The sequence below is a fragment of the Allobosea sp. FBZP-16 genome (assembly GCF_002831785.1).
Classification (GTDB): Bacteria; Pseudomonadota; Alphaproteobacteria; order Rhizobiales; family Beijerinckiaceae; genus Allobosea; species Allobosea lupini.
In genome coordinates this window covers 709,198-727,219 of sequence record NZ_LNCQ01000023.1, presented here as the reverse complement: position 1 = coordinate 727,219, position 18,022 = coordinate 709,198, and the positions used below count along the sequence as shown (strand labels likewise).

At 66.7% G+C, this 18,022-nt stretch carries 18 protein-coding genes and 1 riboswitch; of the genes, 8 read left to right on the top strand and 10 right to left on the bottom strand.

Annotated elements, in window-relative coordinates; translation table 11 throughout:
* Nucleotides 1-118 precede the first annotated feature (118 nt).
* A riboswitch (cobalamin riboswitch) is annotated at nt 119-316 on the bottom strand.
* A gap of 49 nt (nt 317-365) precedes the next feature.
* On the bottom strand, nt 366-1,121 hold the full coding sequence (locus CXY91_RS13320) for a GntR family transcriptional regulator (RefSeq protein WP_100961864.1): 756 nt from the start codon (nt 1,119-1,121) through the stop codon (nt 366-368).
* Nucleotides 1,122-1,258: 137 nt separating this feature from the next.
* Here CXY91_RS13320 and CXY91_RS13315 point away from each other — a divergent pair, with 137 nt between their 5' ends.
* Nucleotides 1,259-3,646: an AI-2E family transporter gene (locus CXY91_RS13315; RefSeq protein ID WP_100961863.1), complete on the top strand. Its 2,388-nt coding sequence runs from the start codon at nt 1,259-1,261 to the stop codon at nt 3,644-3,646.
* Nucleotides 3,647-3,661: 15 nt separating this feature from the next.
* Here CXY91_RS13315 and CXY91_RS13310 read toward each other — a convergent pair whose 3' ends face one another.
* From CXY91_RS13310 to CXY91_RS13300, 3 genes are all read right to left on the bottom strand, one after another.
* Nucleotides 3,662-4,558, bottom strand: coding sequence for a hypothetical protein (locus tag CXY91_RS13310; RefSeq protein WP_100961862.1), 897 nt, complete (start codon nt 4,556-4,558; stop codon nt 3,662-3,664).
* Between the two features lie 120 nt (nt 4,559-4,678).
* Nucleotides 4,679-5,248 (bottom strand): NUDIX hydrolase, encoded by a 570-nt coding sequence (locus CXY91_RS13305; RefSeq protein ID WP_158673396.1) that lies wholly within the window; start codon nt 5,246-5,248, stop codon nt 4,679-4,681.
* A 43-nt stretch (nt 5,249-5,291) separates the two neighbouring features.
* Nucleotides 5,292-6,323, bottom strand: coding sequence for a DUF3616 domain-containing protein (locus tag CXY91_RS13300; RefSeq protein ID WP_100961860.1), 1,032 nt, complete (start codon nt 6,321-6,323; stop codon nt 5,292-5,294).
* 332 nt (nt 6,324-6,655) lie between these two features.
* Here CXY91_RS13300 and CXY91_RS13295 point away from each other — a divergent pair, with 332 nt between their 5' ends.
* Complete coding sequence (locus CXY91_RS13295; RefSeq protein WP_100961859.1) at nt 6,656-7,159, top strand: hypothetical protein; 504 nt, start codon at nt 6,656-6,658, stop codon at nt 7,157-7,159.
* Between the two features lie 78 nt (nt 7,160-7,237).
* On the opposite strand, the gene argC is transcribed toward CXY91_RS13295, so the two are convergent.
* The gene (gene argC, locus CXY91_RS13290) at nt 7,238-8,212 is read right to left on the bottom strand and encodes an N-acetyl-gamma-glutamyl-phosphate reductase (RefSeq protein WP_100961858.1); all 975 of its coding nucleotides are present in this window, start codon (nt 8,210-8,212) and stop codon (nt 7,238-7,240) included.
* Nucleotides 8,213-8,628: 416 nt separating this feature from the next.
* On the opposite strand from argC, the gene CXY91_RS13285 reads away from it, so the two are divergent.
* Nucleotides 8,629-9,645 (top strand): DUF1254 domain-containing protein, encoded by a 1,017-nt coding sequence (locus tag CXY91_RS13285; RefSeq protein ID WP_199777422.1) that lies wholly within the window; start codon nt 8,629-8,631, stop codon nt 9,643-9,645.
* Between the two features lie 133 nt (nt 9,646-9,778).
* Here CXY91_RS13285 and aceB read toward each other — a convergent pair whose 3' ends face one another.
* The gene (gene aceB, locus CXY91_RS13280; RefSeq protein ID WP_100961856.1) at nt 9,779-11,386 is read right to left on the bottom strand and encodes a malate synthase A; all 1,608 of its coding nucleotides are present in this window, start codon (nt 11,384-11,386) and stop codon (nt 9,779-9,781) included.
* 198 nt (nt 11,387-11,584) lie between these two features.
* On the opposite strand from aceB, the gene CXY91_RS13275 reads away from it, so the two are divergent.
* Nucleotides 11,585-11,872 carry an SH3 domain-containing protein gene (locus CXY91_RS13275; RefSeq protein ID WP_244543909.1) on the top strand — a complete coding sequence of 96 codons (288 nt, stop codon included), beginning with the start codon at nt 11,585-11,587 and terminating at the stop codon, nt 11,870-11,872.
* A gap of 109 nt (nt 11,873-11,981) precedes the next feature.
* Here the strand turns inward: CXY91_RS13275 and CXY91_RS13270 are convergent, their stop codons facing one another.
* From CXY91_RS13270 to ygfZ, 3 genes are read right to left on the bottom strand one after another with little or no spacing between them, the layout of a single operon-like run.
* Complete coding sequence (locus tag CXY91_RS13270) at nt 11,982-12,584, bottom strand: YfbR-like 5'-deoxynucleotidase (RefSeq protein WP_100961855.1); 603 nt, start codon at nt 12,582-12,584, stop codon at nt 11,982-11,984.
* A complete protein-coding gene (locus tag CXY91_RS13265; RefSeq protein ID WP_100961854.1) occupies nt 12,584-13,219 on the bottom strand; it encodes a DNA-3-methyladenine glycosylase I in 636 nt (211 codons plus the stop codon). The genes CXY91_RS13270 and CXY91_RS13265 overlap by 1 nt, the downstream gene beginning before the upstream one ends.
* Nucleotides 13,216-14,103 carry a CAF17-like 4Fe-4S cluster assembly/insertion protein YgfZ gene (gene ygfZ / locus CXY91_RS13260; protein ID WP_100961853.1) on the bottom strand — a complete coding sequence of 296 codons (888 nt, stop codon included), beginning with the start codon at nt 14,101-14,103 and terminating at the stop codon, nt 13,216-13,218. Before ygfZ ends, CXY91_RS13265 begins: the two co-directional genes overlap by 4 nt.
* Nucleotides 14,104-14,392: 289 nt before the next feature.
* On the opposite strand from ygfZ, the gene CXY91_RS13255 reads away from it, so the two are divergent.
* The 4 genes from CXY91_RS13255 (at nt 14,393) to CXY91_RS13240 (ending at nt 17,412) form a co-directional block, all read left to right on the top strand.
* Nucleotides 14,393-15,055, top strand: a complete 663-nt coding sequence (locus CXY91_RS13255; protein WP_100961852.1) for a dihydrofolate reductase family protein — start codon at nt 14,393-14,395, stop codon at nt 15,053-15,055.
* 117 nt (nt 15,056-15,172) lie between these two features.
* Nucleotides 15,173-15,595: a YciI family protein gene (locus CXY91_RS13250; RefSeq protein ID WP_091837674.1), complete on the top strand. Its 423-nt coding sequence runs from the start codon at nt 15,173-15,175 to the stop codon at nt 15,593-15,595.
* Between the two features lie 74 nt (nt 15,596-15,669).
* On the top strand, nt 15,670-16,095 hold the full coding sequence (locus tag CXY91_RS13245) for a YciI family protein (protein ID WP_100961851.1): 426 nt from the start codon (nt 15,670-15,672) through the stop codon (nt 16,093-16,095).
* 42 nt (nt 16,096-16,137) lie between these two features.
* Complete coding sequence (locus tag CXY91_RS13240; RefSeq protein WP_100961850.1) at nt 16,138-17,412, top strand: RNA polymerase sigma factor; 1,275 nt, start codon at nt 16,138-16,140, stop codon at nt 17,410-17,412.
* Between the two features lie 105 nt (nt 17,413-17,517).
* Here the strand turns inward: CXY91_RS13240 and CXY91_RS13235 are convergent, their stop codons facing one another.
* The gene (locus CXY91_RS13235) at nt 17,518-17,787 is read right to left on the bottom strand and encodes a hypothetical protein (RefSeq protein WP_244543908.1); all 270 of its coding nucleotides are present in this window, start codon (nt 17,785-17,787) and stop codon (nt 17,518-17,520) included.
* Nucleotides 17,788-18,022: the final 235 nt, after the last annotated feature.

Genomic DNA, 18,022 nt, shown 5'->3' with positions numbered 1-18,022 from the left:
GGAACCTCGGCGGTAACGTCAGTGGCACGTCACCGCGAACGAGATGTCCCCACCCGCGCCCGAAACCGGGCGCGCATGGTTCTACCACCCATCAGCGCACCCCGGCCGATGTGTTCGCGTGTGACCACGGCTGACGGCAGGTCTCCTGGCTCGCGGGTCGCTGCCCTTCGCCGCCTTCCCAGGGCCGAGGTCCCAGTGGCGTATGGCGAAAGGCTCGCCGCTTACAGTTGCGGGGGCAGCCGCAGCATGAGATGGCCAGGCCATCCGCACTGCGTTCCCTTTTGATCCCGTAAGGGAACCGTCGCGTTCACGAGTAGGGTGGAAAGGCGGCAGCGTCAATTCGCCCGCCAGCCGTTGTGAGCGGATTATTCGGCTGCCTTGAGCGAGCGCTTCGGACGCGGTTTGACGGCGGGTTGAGGGGCCTGCGCATAGGGCGCCAGGATCGCCATGATGTCCCGTTCGCGCGGCTTGGCCTCGGCTACCAGCGCGCGCTCCGCCACCGAATCGAGATGACTGTGCATCAGTCTCGTGACTTTTTCGACGTCGCCGGTCGTAAGGGCGTCGATCAGCAGGCGGTGCTCGTTAACGCCGCATTCCGAGGAATGCGGCCGGCTGTACAGCGACAGGATCAGGCAGCAGCGATAGGACAGCTCGCTGACATAGCGGATGAGGATCGGGCTCTCCGTCATCTCTGCGAGCAGGATATGGAACTCGGTCGCGAGCCGGATCGAGATCGCGTCGGGCCCGCCACGCGCCTCATCCTCGGAGTCGACATGGGCCCGCAGCGTCGCAAGCTGCGCCTTGCTCAGCCGGCCGGCGAGCTGGCGCACGACGAGCCGCTCCAGCTCGATGCGGATGTCGAAGGTGTCGCGCGCCTCCTGCCAGCTCGGCGTCGCCACAACGGCGGAGCGATTGCGGCGCAGTTCGACCAGCCCTTCGGCGGCGAGCTGGGCGAGCGCATGGCGCGCCAGCGTACGGCTGACACCGAAGCGTTCGCCGAGCGCATCCTCGGGCAAGGCCGCGCCGGGCTCGAGCGCGCGCTCGATGATCGCGCGGCGCAGCGCCCGGCAGATCATCCCGGCCTTGTCCGATGCGCCGTTTCCGGCCTCTTCCCGCGCCATCGCCGATACCAGTGGTTGAACGTCCTTCGTCTTAGCGTCTGCGCCTTGCAGTTCGCAATGCAGATTGGGATGCCGGGGAACCGGGCAGCCCCTCTAACGTTCATAAGGCGACCCAATGCGGGCCGGGGGGCTTCGCCATGACAACGACACCGGCTCCGAGCCGAAGGGGGGTCCAGCCAGAGGCGGGCGCCATCGCTGCGGCCGACCTGGCCGGGGCGGACATCGTAAAGGTGGCGGCGGCGCTCGTCTCGGCTGCGGTGATCATCGCAGCACTCTACTACGGGCAGGACATCCTGATCCCGCTCGCCTTCGCCTTCCTGATCGGCTTCGCGCTCAATCCCCCGGTGCTGTGGCTGCGCCGGCGCGGGCTGCCCAAGGTGATCGCGATCGTGGCGGTGATGACCGTCGTGCTCGTTCTCCTCGCCGGCCTCTTCCTCGTGCTGGGAACGCAGGTCCGTTCGCTGGGCGAGCAACTGCCGAGCTATCAATCGACCATCCATAACAAGCTCAACGATCTCAAGGCGCAGTTCAGGGCGCCGGGGATGCTCGATGGCGCGCTCAACGCGATCGCGTCCCTGCAAAAGGAAGTGGAATCGGTGCAGGGCGCCGGTGCTCAGCGGGTCGAGATCGTGCCAGCGCCGGGCACCCAGATGCAGGTCGCGCTGGTCTGGCTCGGCCGTGTGCTCGAACCGCTGGCGACGGCCGGTATCGTCCTCGTCTTCGTGGTGCTGGCACTGCTTGACCGGACCGACCTGCGTGACCGGCTGCTGCGCATCCTTGGCGGCAACCTGCACCGCTCGACCGATGCGATCGAGGATGCCGGCAGGCGGATCAGCCGCTATCTTCTGATGCAGCTCGTGGTGAACACGACCTTCGCCATCCCGCTGGCGCTCGGCCTGTGGCTGATCGGCGTGCCCGGTGCGCTGCTCTGGGGCGTCGTCGCAGCCGTGCTGCGCTTCGTGCCTTATCTTGGTGCGCTGATTTCCGCGGTCTTTCCGCTGGCGCTGGCGTTCGCGGTCGATCCCGGCTGGCACATGGTGCTGTGGACGCTGGCGCTGATCGCGGGGCTCGAGCTCATCAGCAACAATATCGTCGAGCCGATGCTCTACGGCACCAGCACTGGCCTCTCGGCGATATCGCTGATCGCCGCCGCGACATTCTGGACCGCGCTCTGGGGTCCGGTCGGCCTGATCCTGTCGACGCCGCTGACGGTCTGCCTATTGGTCCTCGGCAAGACCCTGCCGCAGTTGCAATTCCTCGACACCCTGCTCGGCTCGGTGCCGGTGCTTAGTCCGACCGAACGCATCTACCAGCGCCTGCTCGCGGGCGATGTCGACGAAGCCATCGAGATCGCCGAAAGCGAGATAGAGACGCTGGCGGTGGTGCCTTTCTATGACGCCGTCGGCGTCGCGGTCCTGCGCCTCGCCAGCGACGATTACGGTCGGCAGGCTACTGCGGCGCACCGGCTGCGCATCGCGGAGGGGATGGAGGCGCTGCTGGAGGAGTTGCGCGAGGCTCATCCCGCCGCGGCTGCCGAGGGCTTGGCCCCCAAGGTGGTCTGCATCGGCGGCAAATGGGAGATCGACGGGATCGCCGCGCAGATGCTGGCCCATGCACTCGATCTCGAAGGCATCCCGGCGCAGGTGCGCAGGATCGCCCATGTCACGACGGGCGCAGTCGCCAGGCTCGATCTCGACGGGGTGCCGATCGTCTGCCTCAACTATTTCAGCGGCGAGCCCGACAATGCCGCCCGGCAGTTCTGCCGGCGCCTGCGGCAGCGCTGGCCGGAGTTGAAGATCGTCGTGGTTCTCTGGACCGTGCCGCCCGAGAGGCTGGCAGGGCAGGCGAGCAAGGGGATCGGTGCAGACGAGATTGCGGCCTCGATCCAGGAGACGATCGGCCGGGTCCAGCGCCTATTGCCAGAGACAGCGAGCGAACCGGCTGTGGCAGCGATGCCGGCCGACGATGCCGAGCGCGTGGCGGCGCTCCAGGGCACGGCGTTTCTCGACGAGGCGCTGCGCGACGATCTCGATGCGATCGCCAAGCGCGCGGCCGATGCCTTCGACGTCGACGTGGCGATGATCTCGGCGATCGATGCCGAGCAGGAGATCGTCATCGGCGGCAGCAGGGAGCTCTCCGGTTTCGGCCGGGACAAGACCGGACGGCCGACCCTGCCACGCCGGGCGGCGATCTGCGACCATGTCGTGGCCAGCGGCGAGACGTTGGTCGTCGCCGATACCGAGCGCGATGCCCGCTTCACCGACAATCCCGTCGCCAAGGCTTGGGGGTTGCGCTTCTACGCCGGGGCACCGCTGCGCTCGTCCGACGGCCATGTGCTGGGAGCGCTCTGCATCCTCGATGCGGAAGCCCGCAATCTCGACCAGCGCGAACGCGAGCTGCTTGAGAAGCTCGCGGCCGATGTCGTCGAGACGATCAGCCGCGCTCGTGCCGGCAGCTCGCGACAGCAGTCCGGCGAGCCGGAAACCGAGGCAAGCGCGACCGTCGCGCAGCAGGTCCCGGACTGATCGCTGCCGCGTGCCTCAGAAGCTGTAGGCCGCCTTCACCTTCAGCAGATGCTGGCTGAAATTAGTGATGTCGAGATCGCCCGGCACGCCCTTGGCCTTTCCGCCAATCTGGACGTTGTAGGCGGCCGAGATGGCGAGCTGCTTGCTCGCCTGCCAGAAGATGCCGGGGCCGGCGAAGGTGGCGTAGCCGGCTTCCTTGCCGAAGCCGAGTTCGTTGTGGCGGCGCTGATGGCGCACTTCGCCGCTGAGATAGAGGCCGTCGAGCACTTGCCAGGCGAGCGAGCCGCCGACCGTGAAGGTCGAGGAGCGCAGATAGGGGCTCGGCCCCGTCCAGGTCAGGTCGTGCGAGAGGTTGAGCGCGGCGTAGAGCTTGCCGGGGACGAGCGTCTTGTCGGCGAAAATGCGCAGGCCGGTGTTGTAGGTGGTGAAGTTGCCTGCGCCGGTCGGATCGGTGCGGTTGAAGCTGGGATCGACGATGACGGTGAGGCCGATGCCGTGCAGGTCGCGGCCGAGCAGGCGGTATTTCATCTCGACGCCGGCACCGGCGCTGCGGCTGTCGGCCTTGGCGCCGGCGATGGTGGCGTCGGTGTACCCGCCGAGGAGGTAAGGGCCGACCTCGAAGCAGGGGAAGAGCCCGTAGGAGCCCTGCAGCTGCAGGCCATGCGCGGCCTGGCGGCCGTCGCGGACACCGAAGCCGCCATTATAGGTCAGGCTGGCACCGAAGGAGCCGGGATCGGCGACATCCGAGCCGGTGGTGAAGCCGAAGGCGTCGGTCGGGATGCCCTCGCTCTCGCTGCAGGCCGAGAGCACGGGCGGCACGGCCGGGGCGCCTTTGCGCGAGGGCAGGTCGGCGGCGAAGGCGGGCGAGAACAGGCTCGCAGCGGCGAGAGCGACGACGGCGGGCTTCAGCATGGCTGGCGATCCTGTTGACGAACCCACTGTCGAGTAAATGCGAATGAGTCGCAACATGCACTCTTCGGTCACTGCGCTATACCGGCGTATTGTTGCTGCAATGCAACAGGCGCTGGCGGCTCAGCCTGGGACGTCCACGGTGCGCAGCCTTGCGAACGCCACCGGCGCGATCTCCGCCAGAGCTGCGATGGGCTTCCAGGCGGCGGCATGGACTTCCTCTTCCTGGGCGATCAGCGGCAGGGCGGGATCGGCGATGAAGAGATATTGCAGGTCGTGATGGATGTGCGGCGGCTCGCTGCGGCGCGGATTGCCCGGCACCTCATGGCTGTCGATGGCGAAGGGCAGATCGCCGTCGCGATGCCAGAAATGCAGGACCGCAGCGGCGACGCCGGTCTCCTCTACCGCCTCGCGCAGTGCCGAGCCGTGGAAGCTCGCGGCCGGCTCGTAATGGCCGCCGGGCTGGAGCCAGCGGCCGATCACGACATGGTCGATCAGCAGCACCTGCGCATGGTCGGGCGAGAGCACGAAGGCGCTGGTGGTGACATGGCCCGGCATGGTCTCGCGCCGGTCGAGGATATGGCGCTCGGAGATCTGCCAGCGCAGCAGTGCCAGCCGTTCGCGCGGGCCTGCGACCTCGGCGAGATAGCGGGAGACGGTCGAATCGAGGCGCGCAAGGAAGCTCATGGCCATGCGCATCGCATGTCCGGGGCCAGCCGGAAAGGCTGCATTCCGATCAGGGCAGCTTCAGCCGGTATTCCTCGAAGCCGCCGTTCTTCACGCTGTCATAGCCGACGAGGACGCGCAGTTCGCCGCGCTCCTGGGCCAGCACGGCGAGCGCCTCCGCCTTGCCGTCCTTGCGCCGGGGCAGCTGGCCGAGCTCGCTGGCGCCGGCTGGGTCAGCGGGGTCGAGCAGCATGATCGCATAGGGTACGTCCTGCTCCTGCGCCGGGCCGACGAGGACGAGCAGGCGGCCATCGGCGAGCGGGGCGAGATCGCGCACGCCGCGCTGAGCTCCGGCGGCAAAGGCGAGGAGCTGCGGCTTGCCCGTTCCCGGCTCGCTGCCCGGCTTGAACAGTTCGGCGACGCTGCCGCCGACGAGGAAGGCGCGCCCGCCAAGTGTTGGCGCGCGCAGGCCGAGCCAGAGCCGATCGCCGACCACCGCGAGGCCTTCGATGTTGAGCCCGTTGCTCGTCTCGTCGAGTGCCTTGCCGACGAAGGGGGCGACCTCGCCGGCCGCGCCGAGCAGATCGGCGACGCGCCAGCTCAGCTCGGGCGTGCCCGCCTCGCCGTTGCCGGCAGCGATCCGGGCCAGCAGGAAGGAGGAAGGCCGGTATTCGCCGCTGCGCCGCGAGCAGCCATGCGAGCCGACGACATAGAAATGGCGGTCGGCAAAGGCGACGCCCTCGCCGTCGAAATCCTCGAAATCGCCCTGCTGCGGGCAGCCGATCGTCGGCTGGCGCCCGCTTGCGCCGGCGGGGGCGCTGTCCTTGATCAACGGCAGGCTCGGGCCTGGCATGATCGCGCCCTGCTTCAGCGTCGCGAACTGGGCGGCCTTGTTCTCGTCATTGATCACGAGGCAGCGATAGTCGCCGCCGGCAGGCGGGCGGCAGGCGATGCCGCTGATGTCCTTGGCGGCCTTGCGCGGCTTCTTGCCGGCGAAGTCGGAGGTGGCCTCGACCTTGCGCTCGGGCTTCAGAGCCTCGGCGCGAGCGGCATCGGTTGCGAAGAGGCCGAGCGCGAAGGCGGACAGGATCACGAGCCGCATGGTCTTGCTCCGATGGAAAGAGCCGAAATAGGGGGCGCGGGGGCGGTTGCAAAGGCCGGAGCGTCAATTCTTGCGCCGGGCGAGGACGGCTGATTGCAGGAGCGATTTTCGCCTTTCGAGATCAGCGCGCGGTCAGTTCCGCTGCCCACGCCCGAATGCTGTCCCCACCACCCGAGGCCACCCCGCAGGTTGTACCGATTGAGGGGCCGCGGAGCGGCCGCGAGGCTTGGCAGGCGCGTGCGCTGCTCGCTATCGTGGGGAATGGGCTAGGAGGCGGGAGGCGAGGATGCTCGAGCCGCTATCTTCCGCGCTTGTAATCGAACGAGGTGGCGGTGGCGAATGTCGAGCCCGGCGGCAGCTCGTTCTTCGGCAGGGCGGGCTGGCTGCTTCTCATCCTGTCGGCCGGGCTCGCCGCCTATTTCGGGCTGTCTTCGCTGCTGCTGCCGTTTTTCGGGGCGCCGGACCTCTACACGGGAATCGAGCGCTGGATCGTTCCGGCAGCAGGCGCGCTCCAGCTCGCAGCCGCTGCGGTGGCCTTCATGTTCATCGCCCGGCGCGATCTGCGCGGCGCGACCCTCGCCGTGGCCGCGTGCTGGATGCTGGGATGGCTGGGGACTCTGTCAGCCGTCATCCGCAGCGGGTTCGACGTCAACGCCGAAACGCGGCTCACATTGGCCTACTTCCTCGCATTGCCCGTGATCGCGGTCTCGGCCGCGGCGCTGGCGTGGCGGAACCGCCATCCGATCCTGGCCGCCTTCATCGTGACCGCGCCGATATTGGCCGGCCTCCTGTTCACCATCGCCTTCGCGATCATGATCGCGCTGCACGGCTTTTGAACCGCGACGCCGGCTCCGCTTCCGCGCATGAGCGGACCTCCGCAGCAGATTGAACAACTGCGCGGAGGCCCGCCGTCATCACGGCCAGACGGGTGCGCCGTCCAGCCCCGCGGTTTCCGGCAGGCCGCAGATCAGGTTCGCGTTCTGCACCGCCTGGCCCGCCGCTCCCTTGCCGAGATTGTCGACCACGCCCAGCGCGATCACCAGGTTGCGCTCGGGATCGGCCGCATAGCTGACGAAAGCGAGGTTCGAGCCGGTCGCCCATTTGGTCTGCGGCGGCCTGTCGGTCACGCGGACGAAGGAACGCCCGGCATAGAAGCGCCGTGCTGCGTCAAGGCACTGCTCCGTGGTGGCGCGGCCGCGGCAATAGATGGTGGCGAGGATGCCGCGGGTCATCGGCACCAGATGCGGCGTGAACACCAGCCCGGCCGCGCTGCCGCCGCTCAGCCGCTCGATCGTGCTGGCGATCTCGGGCATGTGGGTGTGCTTGAGCAGCCCGTAGGGCACCAGGTTCTCGTTGCTCTCGGCATAGCCGAACTTGCTGTCGCCGCCGCGGCCGGCACCGGAGATGCCCGTCTTGACGTCGATGACGATATTGCCGGGCTCGATCAGCCTGTCGGCCAGCAGCGGCGCGAGCGGGGTCAGCGTCGCAGCGGGAAAGCAGCCGGGATTGGCGACGCGGGTCTGCCCCTCGATCTCAGCCGGCCAGATATCGGCGAGGCCATAGGCCCAGCCGTCGACATAGCGGTGATCGCCGCCGATATCGACGATCTTCACGTGCCTGGGGACGCGTGCCAGCGCCTCGGCCGAGGCGCCGGTGGGCAGCGAGGCGAACAGCAGGTCGAGCTTCGGCAGGGTCGCAGGGTCCCATTTCTCGATCACCAGTTCGGCGAGCTTGGCCGGCACACCGGGGAAGCGGTCGACCAGACGGCTGCCGGCGCTGCTCTCGCCGGCGGCGTAGACCAGCTCGAAAGACGGGTGGCTCGCGATCAGGCGCAGCGCCTCGCCGCCGCCAAAACCGCTGATGCCGACAATGCCGACGCGAATGCTCATGGTGGTGTCCTCTTTGGGGGGCGGGCAAACAAAAACCCCCGGAGCCGAGGGCTGCGGGGGTTCAGGAATGCGGGTCGAAGTCGCTTCGGCTGTGGCCTATGGTGAGGCCTTCACGCGGAAGGACGCTGATCGACGCGCAGCCAAGAAGCCGCCGCTCGGATGAAGCGGCGTCGGCGTCGGTCGCAAATGGTCCGGTTCCTGAACATGCCTTGCGACACTGTCGGCACCGATAGTCGTCGTCAAGTGGGATGTCTGCTGGCGACCCATCTCGGGACATACAAGCCGGGAGGTACCGGCGGCCGGAGTTGGCCCATTGCCGACGTCTGGAGTGTCCGCTCTCGGGCAGTGTAGTTTGCAGGTCTAGGTTGGGCGTTTGCCGGACGTCGAACGCGTCGCGGCGCAGTAGGGAGGTCCCCATGAGAAGCTTCGCAGTGTCGATCCTCGGGCTCGGGTTAGTGATGGGCGCCCCCGCCTTTGCCCAGGCGCCCGTGCCTGTAACGGTCGACAACTTTGTGCGGGCTGAAACCGATCGCTATTTCACCAATTCGGTCAATGGCGGTGGATTTGGTGCCTGGCACCACATCCGGGATCTCATCCCGATCGATCATCAACCCGTCATCCGTGGAAACCGGGATACATTGTATTCCTCGCGTGTCTTCGATCTTGATGCCGGTCCGGTCACCATCACGCTGCCCGATGCCGGGCAGCGGTACATGTCCTTGCAGATCATCACTGAGGACCAATACACGTGGACCGAATACGGTCTTGATGAACGCACCATCGATAAGGCGAAAGTCGGAACACGCTACGTGCTCGCTGGCGTTCGCACCCTGGTTGACCCGAATGACGCGGAGGATTTGAAGCGCGTTCATGCGCTTCAGGATGCGATCAAGGTTTCTCAGCCGGGCGGGCCGGGGAAATTCGAAATCCCGAACTGGGACAAGACCAGTCAGACGAAGGTTCGGGACGCGCTTCTGGTTCTTGCGACAACCGTTGCTGATACGCGCCGCGCCTTCGGCAGGAAGGGTGACGTCGATCCGGTTCAGTATCTGATTGGCGCCGCCTCGGCCTGGGGCGCCAACGCGCCTCAAGATGCCATCTATCTCAATGTAGTCCCGCCGAAGAACGATGGCGGCACGAACTATACGCTGAAAGTGAAGGACGTGCCGGTCGACGGTTTCTGGTCAGTCAGCCTTTATAACGGCGAGGGATATTATCAAAAGAACCCATATAACGCCTACACCCTGAACAACATCACCGCAAAGGCCGATCAGGAGGGCGCGGTGTTGGTCCGGTTCGGTGGATGTGACGGCAAGGTGCCGAATTGCCTGCCCATCATGAAGGACTGGAACTACATGGTACGGCTCTACCGGCCGCGCTCAGCTGTCCTCGACGGGACTTGGAAATTCCCTGAGGCACAGCCGGTGAACTGATCTCCTCCACGCGTTCGCCCGTGGGAGGCGGCAGAAAGGCCGCCTCCCACCCGTTGCGGACAAATGCTGACATCTATGATCAGAAAAAGAAAGCAAACTCGCGCCGCCCATATGAGCGGCGCGAGACGTCAACTCAGCCGAGCTTGCTATAAGCCGGCACGGTCAGAAACTCCTCGAACTCCGGCGCCAGCGAGAGCTTCGAGAACAGGTCGATCGCCTCGGGGAAGCGGCCCTTGTCATAGGCCTCGGCGCCGAGCTCGCTCTTCACCCGCGCCATTTCCTCGGGCAGGCAGCGCTTGAAGAGGTCGGCATCGACCTTGGCGCCGCCTTCGAGCGCGACGCCGTATTGGACGAACTGCCAGATCTGGGCGCGGCTGATCTCGGCGGTCGCGGCGTCCTCCATCATGTTGTAGATCGGCACGGCGCCGCGGCCGCGCAGCCAGGCCTCGAGATACTGCACGCCGACGCGGATATTCTCGCGGAAGCCTTCCTCGGTGCGGGTGCCCTCGTGCACTTCGAGCAGGTTTTCGCGCCCGACCTGCACATCTTCGCGCAGCTTGCCGAGCTGGTTCGGCTGCGGCATCAGCCGATCGAACACCTCCATCGCGACGGGGACGAGATCGGGATGGGCGACCCAGGTGCCGTCATGGCCGTCGCCGGCCTCGCGCTCCTTGTCGGCCTTGACCTTGGCGAAGGCGGCGGCATTGGCCTCGGGATTGTTCTTGACCGGAATCTGCGCCGCCATGCCACCCATGGCGAAGGCACCACGGCGATGGCAGGTCTTGATCAAGAGCAGCGAATAGGCGCGCAGGAAGGCCTTGGTCATCACCACCTGCGAGCGGTCGGGCAGGACGAAGGCCTTGTTGCGGGCGAGCTTCTTGATGAAGGAGAAGATGTAGTCCCAGCGGCCGCAGTTGAGGCCGGCCATGTGCTCGCGCAATTCGTAGAGGATCTCGTCCATCTCGAAGGCGGCCGGCAGGGTCTCGATCAGCACGGTCGCCTTGATCGTGCCGGTCTTGAGGCCGAGCGCGGTCTGGGCGGCGACGAAGACGTCGTTCCAGAGGCGCGCCTCGAGATGGCTCTCGAGCTTGGGCAGGTAGAAATAGGGGCCCGAGCCCTGGGCCAGCGCCGCCTTGGCGTTGTGGAAGAGATAGAGGCCGAAATCGACCAGCGAGCCCGAGGCGATCTCGCCGTCGATCTCGATATGGCGTTCCGGCAGATGCCAGCCGCGCGGGCGGATGATCAGGACGGCGGGCTTGTCCTTGAGCTTGTAGGCCTTGCCCGAGGTCGCATCGGTGAAGTCGATCTTGCCGGCCCAGCGGTCTTTGAGGTTGATCTGGCCCTCGACCATGTTGGCCCAGACCGGCGAGGAGGCATCCTCGAAATCGGCCATGAAGACCTTGGCGCCGGAGTTCAGCGCGTTGACGATCATCTTGCGGTCGACCGGGCCGGTGATCTCGACGCGGCGGTCCTGCAGATCGGCCGGGATGGCCGCAACCTTCCAGTCGCCCTCGCGGATGTGCCTGGTCTCAGGCAGGAAGTCCGGGGTCTCGCCGGCATCGAAGCGCTTCTGGCGCTCCTTGCGCAGAGCGAGCAGGCGCTTGCGGGTCTCGTTGAAGCGGCGTTGCAGATCGGCGACGAAAGCGAGCGCGTCATGGCTCAGGACCTCGTCATAGCGCTCGGCGAGCGCGCCCTTCACGACGACGCCGGCAGGAAGCTTCAGGCTGGTCGGGGCGGTCATGGCTGTCATCTCCCAGAGCTGCGATCGAATGAGTGCATTATGGGGCTTCGTGATTATGGCTGGAACCGCAGAGAATGTCAGATGATCTGATCACGAATGGAAACAATCCGTAGTGGACGCGAAAGCGGCCCTGACGCCGCCATTGCAAATGCGTGTCACGGCGCGGGGCGTGCCGGTTGACGATCAGGGGATATGTTCATGACCGCCATCCGCCTCGGCCTTCTGACAGCCGCATTCGCCGCGTGCCTATCGGCTGCGCCGGCCTTCGCCCAGAACCGTTGCGCCGTCACCGACCCGACGGGCACGCCGCTCAACATCCGCGAGACGCCGAATGGCGAGATCATCGGCCGCGTCAGCAATGGCGCCGGCATCCGCGTGATGAATACGTCCTTCGACGAGCGCGGCCGACCCTGGGCCCTGATCAGCCCGCGCGGGCGGAATCATGTGGTGGGCTGGGTCTACCGGGAATTCGTGTCCTGTTATTGAGCAAAGAGCGTCATGCTCGGGCTTGACCCGAGCATCTCGGAAACCAGTGCCTTCTCGTCCTGAGATTCTCGGCTCTTCGCTGCGCTCCGGCCGAGAATGACGTATGGCACTACCGCTCGGCCAGCTCCGCAAACCGCTTCAGAAACGCCCCCTGCGCCACTTCCGTCGCCTGCGGCTCGATCAGCGCCAGCACCTCGCGCGGCAAAGCCTGAGGCCGCCCGAAGAAGCGCAGGGCCTCTTCGCGCTCGAAGCCGGCGAGCTCGGTCGCTTCCAGGAAGGCCGAGATCTTGTCGGCGTCCTTGGTCTTGCGCTTGACGATCGCCGGCGTTGCCGCCGGCAGGCCGAAGCGCAGATGGATCGCGCCAAGCAAGCGCAGTTCGACGCCCTTGTAGGCATCGCCCATCACTGCCTTGAACGGCGAGATCATGTCGCCGATGACGTATTCCGGTGCGTCGTGCAGCAGCGCCATCAGGCGCCAGTCCCGCGGCCAGTCCGGATTGAGATGGCCGGCGATCGCCTCGACCAGCAGGCAATGCTGCGCAACCGAGAAGGAATGCGCGCCGCGTGTCTGGCCGTTCCAGCGGGCGACGCGCGCAAGGCCATGGGCGATGTCCTCGATCTCGACATCGAGCGGCGAGGGATCGAGCAGATCGAGCCGCCGGCCCGAGAGCATGCGCTGCCAGGCGCGCGGCGGAGCGGGCGGTTTGGCCATCAGGCGGCGGGGCGCGTGTCGCGGGCGAGGGCCGCGCATTCCTGCCAGCGGAAGCAGCCGGTGAGGTGGTCGTTGACCATGCCGCAGGCCTGCATCACCGCATAGACGATGGTCGGGCCGCAGAAGGTGAAGCCGGCCGCCTTGAGTTCCTTGGAAATCGCCTTGGAGACGGCGGTCTCGGCCGGAACCTGCTCATGGGTGCGGAAGGCGTTCTGGATCACGCGTCCGTCGAGATGCTTCCAGAGGAAGTCGGCGAAGGGGCCCTTTTCGCTCAGCCTGAGATAGGCCTGCGCATTGCGGATCGTGCCCTCGATCTTGCCGCGATGGCGCACGATGCCGGCATCGGCCAGCAGCCTTTGGACATCGGCCTCGCCGAAGCGGGCGACCGTCTCGGGCTCGAAACCGGCGAAGCCGGCGCGGAAGGCGTCGCGCTTCCTCAGGATGGTGATCCAGGACAGGCCGGCCTGGAAGCCGTCGAGCATCAGCTTTTCCCAGAGCGCGCGGGAATCGTATTCCGGCACGCCCCATTCGGTGTCGTGATAGGCAAGATAGAGCGGATCGCTCCCCGGCCAGATGCAGCGATATCGGCCGTCGGGTCCCTCGACCGCCGCCCGCCCGCCGATGACGTCGGTCATGCCGCAGCTCCGAATTCAGGCTCGCCCGGATAGGGGAAGCGGATGAAGGACGGCTTGGGCGCCAGCGTGAAGGCAAGGCCACCGGCGTCCAGTTCGTGGCCGGCGGCGAGCGCATCCGCCACCCGGTCGAGCCGCAACAGGGCAAGGCCGCGGCCATTGGCGCAGGAGCCGACGCGGCCGAGCGTCTTGCCGCCGGCGCTGGCCTCGACGCCGTCATCCGGATTGAGGCCCTCGCTGAAGACGACCGGCACGACGCGCGAGCGGGCGGTGCCGCGGTGCTGCATGCGCGAGACCACCTCCTGGCCGATATAGCAACCCTTCCTGAAGGAGACGCCGCCGAGCTGGTCGAACAGCGCTTCATGCGGGAAGGTGTCGCCATAGAGGAAATCGCGCCCGCCATCGGGAATGCCGAGGCCGATGCGACGGGCGTGGTAGTCGTCCATCGACGCATCGACGAGCTCGTCGGCGCCATCGCGGTCGACGATGGCGCGCTCGCCGAGTTCGGGGAGGCGCGGATCGGCATAGACCAGCCCGGCATCGGCCGGCAGCCTGCCGCCATCGGTCGCGGCGATCACCGTCGCTCGCTCGCTGAGATCGTCGAGCGTGACCTTGGCGCGCAGCTTGTAGAGCTTCAGCTTCTTCATCAGGTCGGGGATCTGGAGCAAGGACGTATCGAGCAGGAAGCCGCCGCCTTCCGCGTTCGGCACGGCGACAACCAGAAAATCGCCGATGATCTTGCCTTGCGGTGTCAGCAGCCCGCCGTATCCGGCGCGCTCGGGCGTGACGGTCTCCATCGCGTTGGTGACGATGTTGTCGAGGAAGTCGCGGGCATCGTCGCCGCTGACGCGGATGACGCCGCGGTCGACCAGTCTGGTTGCCGGCATGGTGGGGCTCTCTGAGCGATCGCTGTTTCGGCATGGCGCGCCGTTCGCCCCGATAGTTAGGGTGCTTCGGCCAAAGGCTCAACCGATGCGATCGGGGTGACAGGAAACGGGTGCCGTACGCCGCGCGGCTGCCCCCGGTGAAATTTTTTTCGAGGACCTGTCGATCCGGCGTTTTCCCATTCGACGTGTCAGCAAGAAGCAGCGGAGGCCGCTGGTCATTGCGGCGCCCGCCCGAGCTTCGACAGACGCAATGCGGGGACCAGGCTCCCGCGCGTTCGGGAGAGATCAGATGAGACAAGTCGTTGCTGCCACCTTCGTGTCCCTCGATGGCGTCATGCAGGCGCCGGGCGGCCCGCAGGAGGATCCGCAGGGCGGCTTCAGCCATGGCGGCTGGACCTTCCATTACTGGGACGAGGCGATGGGCAAGGTGATGGACAAGGCGTTGTCCGAAGAATTCGACCTGCTGCTCGGCCGCTGGACCTACGACATCTTCGCGGCGCACTGGCCCTATGCCGGCGACGATCCGATCGCGGTCAAGTTCAATGCCATCACAAAATATGTCGCGACCTCGGAGCCGCAGACGCTGAGCTGGCAGAACAGCGTCGCGCTCCATGGCGATGTCGCGGCGGAAGTCGCGGCGCTGAAGCGCCAGGATGGGCGCAAGCTCCTGCTGCAGGGCTCGAGCGAATTGATCCAGGCGCTGCTGGCGAAGGACCTGATCGACGAGATCACGCTGCTGACCTTCCCGGTGGTGCTCGGCAAGGGCAAGCGGCTGTTCGGCAAGGGCGCCATGCCCGCCGCCTTCAAGCTCACCGAGAGCAGCGCGTCCAGCACCGGCGTCCTCATGGCGACCTATCGCCGCGAGGGCGAGGTCACCACCGGCTCCTTCGAGTTCGCCGAGCCGAGCGCCGCCGAAATCGCCCGCCGCGAAAAATATGCGGCCAGGGGCTGAAAAAAAATTCGCAGGCCTGTCGATCGGGGCGCGCCTCGTTCGACGTGACGACAGAGGGCGGGAATTCTCCCGCCCCATACCGAAGCGAAATCAACCAAGACAGAGAGGAGAAGACCGATGCGTGTGATGGTTCTGGTCAAGGCCGACAAGGACAGCGAAGCCGGCGTGATGCCGAGCGAGGACATCCTCACCAGGATGGGCGCCTATAACGAGGAGCTGGTGAAGGCCGGCGTGATGCTGGCGGGCGACGGTCTGCATCCGAGTTCGAGGGGGGTGCGCATGCGCTTCTCAGGATCGCAGAGGGTGATCACCGACGGCCCCTTCGCCGAGACCAAGGAGCTGCTCGCCGGTTTCTGGATCTGGCAGGTCCGCTCTTTCGACGAGGCGGTCGAGTGGCTGAAGCGCGCGCCGTTCGACGGCGGCACCGAGATCGAGCTGCGCCCGATCTTCGAGATGGAGGATTTCGGCGAGGCCCTGACGCCGGAGCTGCGCGAGCAGGAAGAACGCCTGCGTGCCGAGACGGAGAAGCGCGCCGGCTGACAGTCTCAGAACGTCATTCAACCAGACCGGTGCGAGGCGAGGCCCGCGCCGCTCCAACCAAGCGGAGAAGACAGATGCGTTTCATGGTTCTGGTCAAGGCGACCAAGGACAGCGAAGCCGGCGCCCCGCCGACCCGCGAGCTGGTCGACGCCATGATGGCCTATAACGAAGAGCTGGTGAAAGCCGGCATCATGAAGGGCGGTGACGGGCTGCAGCCGAGCGCCAAGGGCGCACGCGTGCAGTTCGATGGCGAGAAGCGCGCTGTGGTCGACGGGCCGTTCGCGGAGACCAAGGAACTGGTCGCCGGCTACTGGCTCTGGGAGTGCAAGTCGCTCGACGAGGCGATTGCCTGGGTCAAGCGCTGCCCCAACCCGATGCCTGGGCCGTCTGAGATCGAGATCCGCCAGGTCGTCGATCTCGCCGATTTCGGCGATGCTGTCTCGCCCGAGGCCGACGCGGCCTGGAAGCGTCTCAAGAAGGAAGTCGGCGACAACGGCTGAGCCGCTTGCCAGCTTCCATGCTGATGGTGTGTATCGCAGGCCATGACGGCAAGCGATGCACACCCCGCCATCGAGGCGGTCTTCCGGATCGAGGCCCCGAGACTGATCGCGGGCCTCGCCCGCGTCACCCGCGATGTCGGCCGGGCCGAGGAGCTGGCGCAGGACGCGCTCGTCGCCGCGCTGCAGCAATGGCCGAGCGAGGGCGTACCGCGCAATCCCGGCGCCTGGCTGATGCAGGTGGCCAAGCACCGCGCGCTCGACGACCTCCGGCGCGCCAGGATGCTGAAGCGCAAGCATGAGGAGATCGGCCGCGACCTCGACGAGGACGATGACCCGGTCGCCGGGATCGAGGACGCGCTCGACGACGAAGTCGGCGACGATCTCCTGCGCCTGATCTTCACCGCCTGCCATCCCGTCCTCTCGGTCGAGGCGCGCCTGGCGCTGACGCTGCGCCTGATCGGCGGCCTCACCACCGAGGAGATCGCTCGCGCCTTCCTGGTGCCGGAACCGACCATGGCGCAGCGCCTGGTCCGGGCGAAGAAGGCGCTGGCCGAGGCCAAGGTGCCCTATGAGGTGCCGCATGGTCCCGAGCTGGCGAACCGCCTCGCCTCGGTGCTGGAGGTGGTCTACCTGATATTCAACGAGGGCTATGCCGCGACTGGCGGCGAGGACTGGGTCCGCCCGGCTCTGTGCCAGGAGGCGATGCGGCTCGGGCGCATCCTTGCTGGGCTTGCGCCGCAGGAGCCGGAGGTGCACGGCCTCGTCGCGCTGATGGAGTTGCAGGCTTCGCGCCTGCGCGCGCGGATCGGCCCGGATGGCGAGCCGGTGCTGCTGCTCGACCAGAACCGGGCGCGCTGGGACCGTCTGCTGATCAATCACGGCCTCAAGGCGCTGGAGACCGCGCGGCGGCTGTCGACCGAGCCCAGCCCTTATGTCCTGCAGGCCGAACTCGCCGCCTGCCATGCCCGCGCCAATACCGCCGAAGAGACCGATTGGCGCAGGATCGCTTCGCTTTATGGCGCTCTCTTTGCGCTGACGCCCTCGCCGGTGATCGAACTCAATCGCGCCGTCGCAGTCTCGATGGCGGAGGGGCCGGCGGCGGGACTGGTGCTGGTCGATGCGCTCGCCTCGGCACCGGCGCTGAAGAACTACCACCTGCTGCCGAGCGTGCGCGCCGATTTCCTGGTCAAGCTCGGCCGGCATGATGAGGCGCAGGCCGAGTTCACCCGGGCTGCCGGGATGACCCGGAACCGGCGCGAGCGCGATTTGCTGCTCGGACGGGCGGAGACGGCGCGACAGGCGCAAGGCGTGAATTGAATGCGCCGGTCGTCATTCTCGGCCGGAGCGTAGCGCAGAGCCGAGAATCTCAGTACGGTCAGGCACTCGTTTCCGAGATGCTCGGGTCAAGCCCGAGCCAGGCGCTCAGTGGCGGGTGCCGGTTGTGAAGTTGCCGCAGCGGATCTTCTCCGGCAGGGCCTCGGCGAAGACGGCGGTCGCCTCCTCGCCATAGGTCTCGACCAGCGTGCGCATCGCCGCGAACAGCGCGGCATGGGCCAGCGAGTCGGAGTCGAGGCCGTCCTGGCGCGCCTCGATGAAGGCGTCTTCGACATAGCAATAGGCAACGCGGCGGGCGTCCTTGACGTCCTCGGCGAGGGTCGGGTCGAGCGGCAGGTCGTCGGAGAGAGCGGACATGAAGGCAGCGGTATCCGGCGTCTGAAGGAACCTGTCGGACGGAACGGGCGCGCATGGACCGCGACTGTTCCAGTGATTTGCCCGGTCAGGATACGATCCGTCGATGGCCGGCGCCATCACGGTCTTTAAGAAAGGTTAATTCTCGGGGGACAATTCTGCTTAAGAATGGCGCAAGCCCGTGCCGAAACCGCATCGCCAAGCCTCCCGGACGATGTAAAACGGGAGTTCATCCTGC

Bases quoted from the DNA above. Each gene is read 5' to 3' on its own strand.
- CXY91_RS13320 (WP_100961864.1), bottom strand. From the start codon at position 1,121: ATGGCGCGGGAAGAGGCCGGAAACGGCGCATCGGACAAGGCCGGGATG.
- CXY91_RS13315 (WP_100961863.1), top strand. From the start codon at position 1,259: ATGACAACGACACCGGCTCCGAGCCGAAGGGGGGTCCAGCCAGAGGCG.
- CXY91_RS13310 (WP_100961862.1), bottom strand. From the start codon at position 4,558: ATGCTGAAGCCCGCCGTCGTCGCTCTCGCCGCTGCGAGCCTGTTCTCG.
- CXY91_RS13305 (WP_158673396.1), bottom strand. From the start codon at position 5,248: ATGGCCATGAGCTTCCTTGCGCGCCTCGATTCGACCGTCTCCCGCTAT.
- CXY91_RS13300 (WP_100961860.1), bottom strand. From the start codon at position 6,323: ATGCGGCTCGTGATCCTGTCCGCCTTCGCGCTCGGCCTCTTCGCAACC.
- argC (WP_100961858.1), bottom strand. From the start codon at position 8,212: ATGAGCATTCGCGTCGGCATTGTCGGCATCAGCGGTTTTGGCGGCGGC.
- CXY91_RS13285 (WP_199777422.1), top strand. From the start codon at position 8,629: ATGAGAAGCTTCGCAGTGTCGATCCTCGGGCTCGGGTTAGTGATGGGC.
- aceB (WP_100961856.1), bottom strand. From the start codon at position 11,386: ATGACCGCCCCGACCAGCCTGAAGCTTCCTGCCGGCGTCGTCGTGAAG.
- CXY91_RS13275 (WP_244543909.1), top strand. From the start codon at position 11,585: ATGACCGCCATCCGCCTCGGCCTTCTGACAGCCGCATTCGCCGCGTGC.
- CXY91_RS13270 (WP_100961855.1), bottom strand. From the start codon at position 12,584: ATGGCCAAACCGCCCGCTCCGCCGCGCGCCTGGCAGCGCATGCTCTCG.
- CXY91_RS13265 (WP_100961854.1), bottom strand. From the start codon at position 13,219: ATGACCGACGTCATCGGCGGGCGGGCGGCGGTCGAGGGACCCGACGGC.
- ygfZ (WP_100961853.1), bottom strand. From the start codon at position 14,103: ATGCCGGCAACCAGACTGGTCGACCGCGGCGTCATCCGCGTCAGCGGC.
- CXY91_RS13255 (WP_100961852.1), top strand. From the start codon at position 14,393: ATGAGACAAGTCGTTGCTGCCACCTTCGTGTCCCTCGATGGCGTCATG.
- CXY91_RS13250 (WP_091837674.1), top strand. From the start codon at position 15,173: ATGCGTGTGATGGTTCTGGTCAAGGCCGACAAGGACAGCGAAGCCGGC.
- CXY91_RS13245 (WP_100961851.1), top strand. From the start codon at position 15,670: ATGCGTTTCATGGTTCTGGTCAAGGCGACCAAGGACAGCGAAGCCGGC.
- CXY91_RS13240 (WP_100961850.1), top strand. From the start codon at position 16,138: ATGACGGCAAGCGATGCACACCCCGCCATCGAGGCGGTCTTCCGGATC.
- CXY91_RS13235 (WP_244543908.1), bottom strand. From the start codon at position 17,787: ATGTCCGCTCTCTCCGACGACCTGCCGCTCGACCCGACCCTCGCCGAG.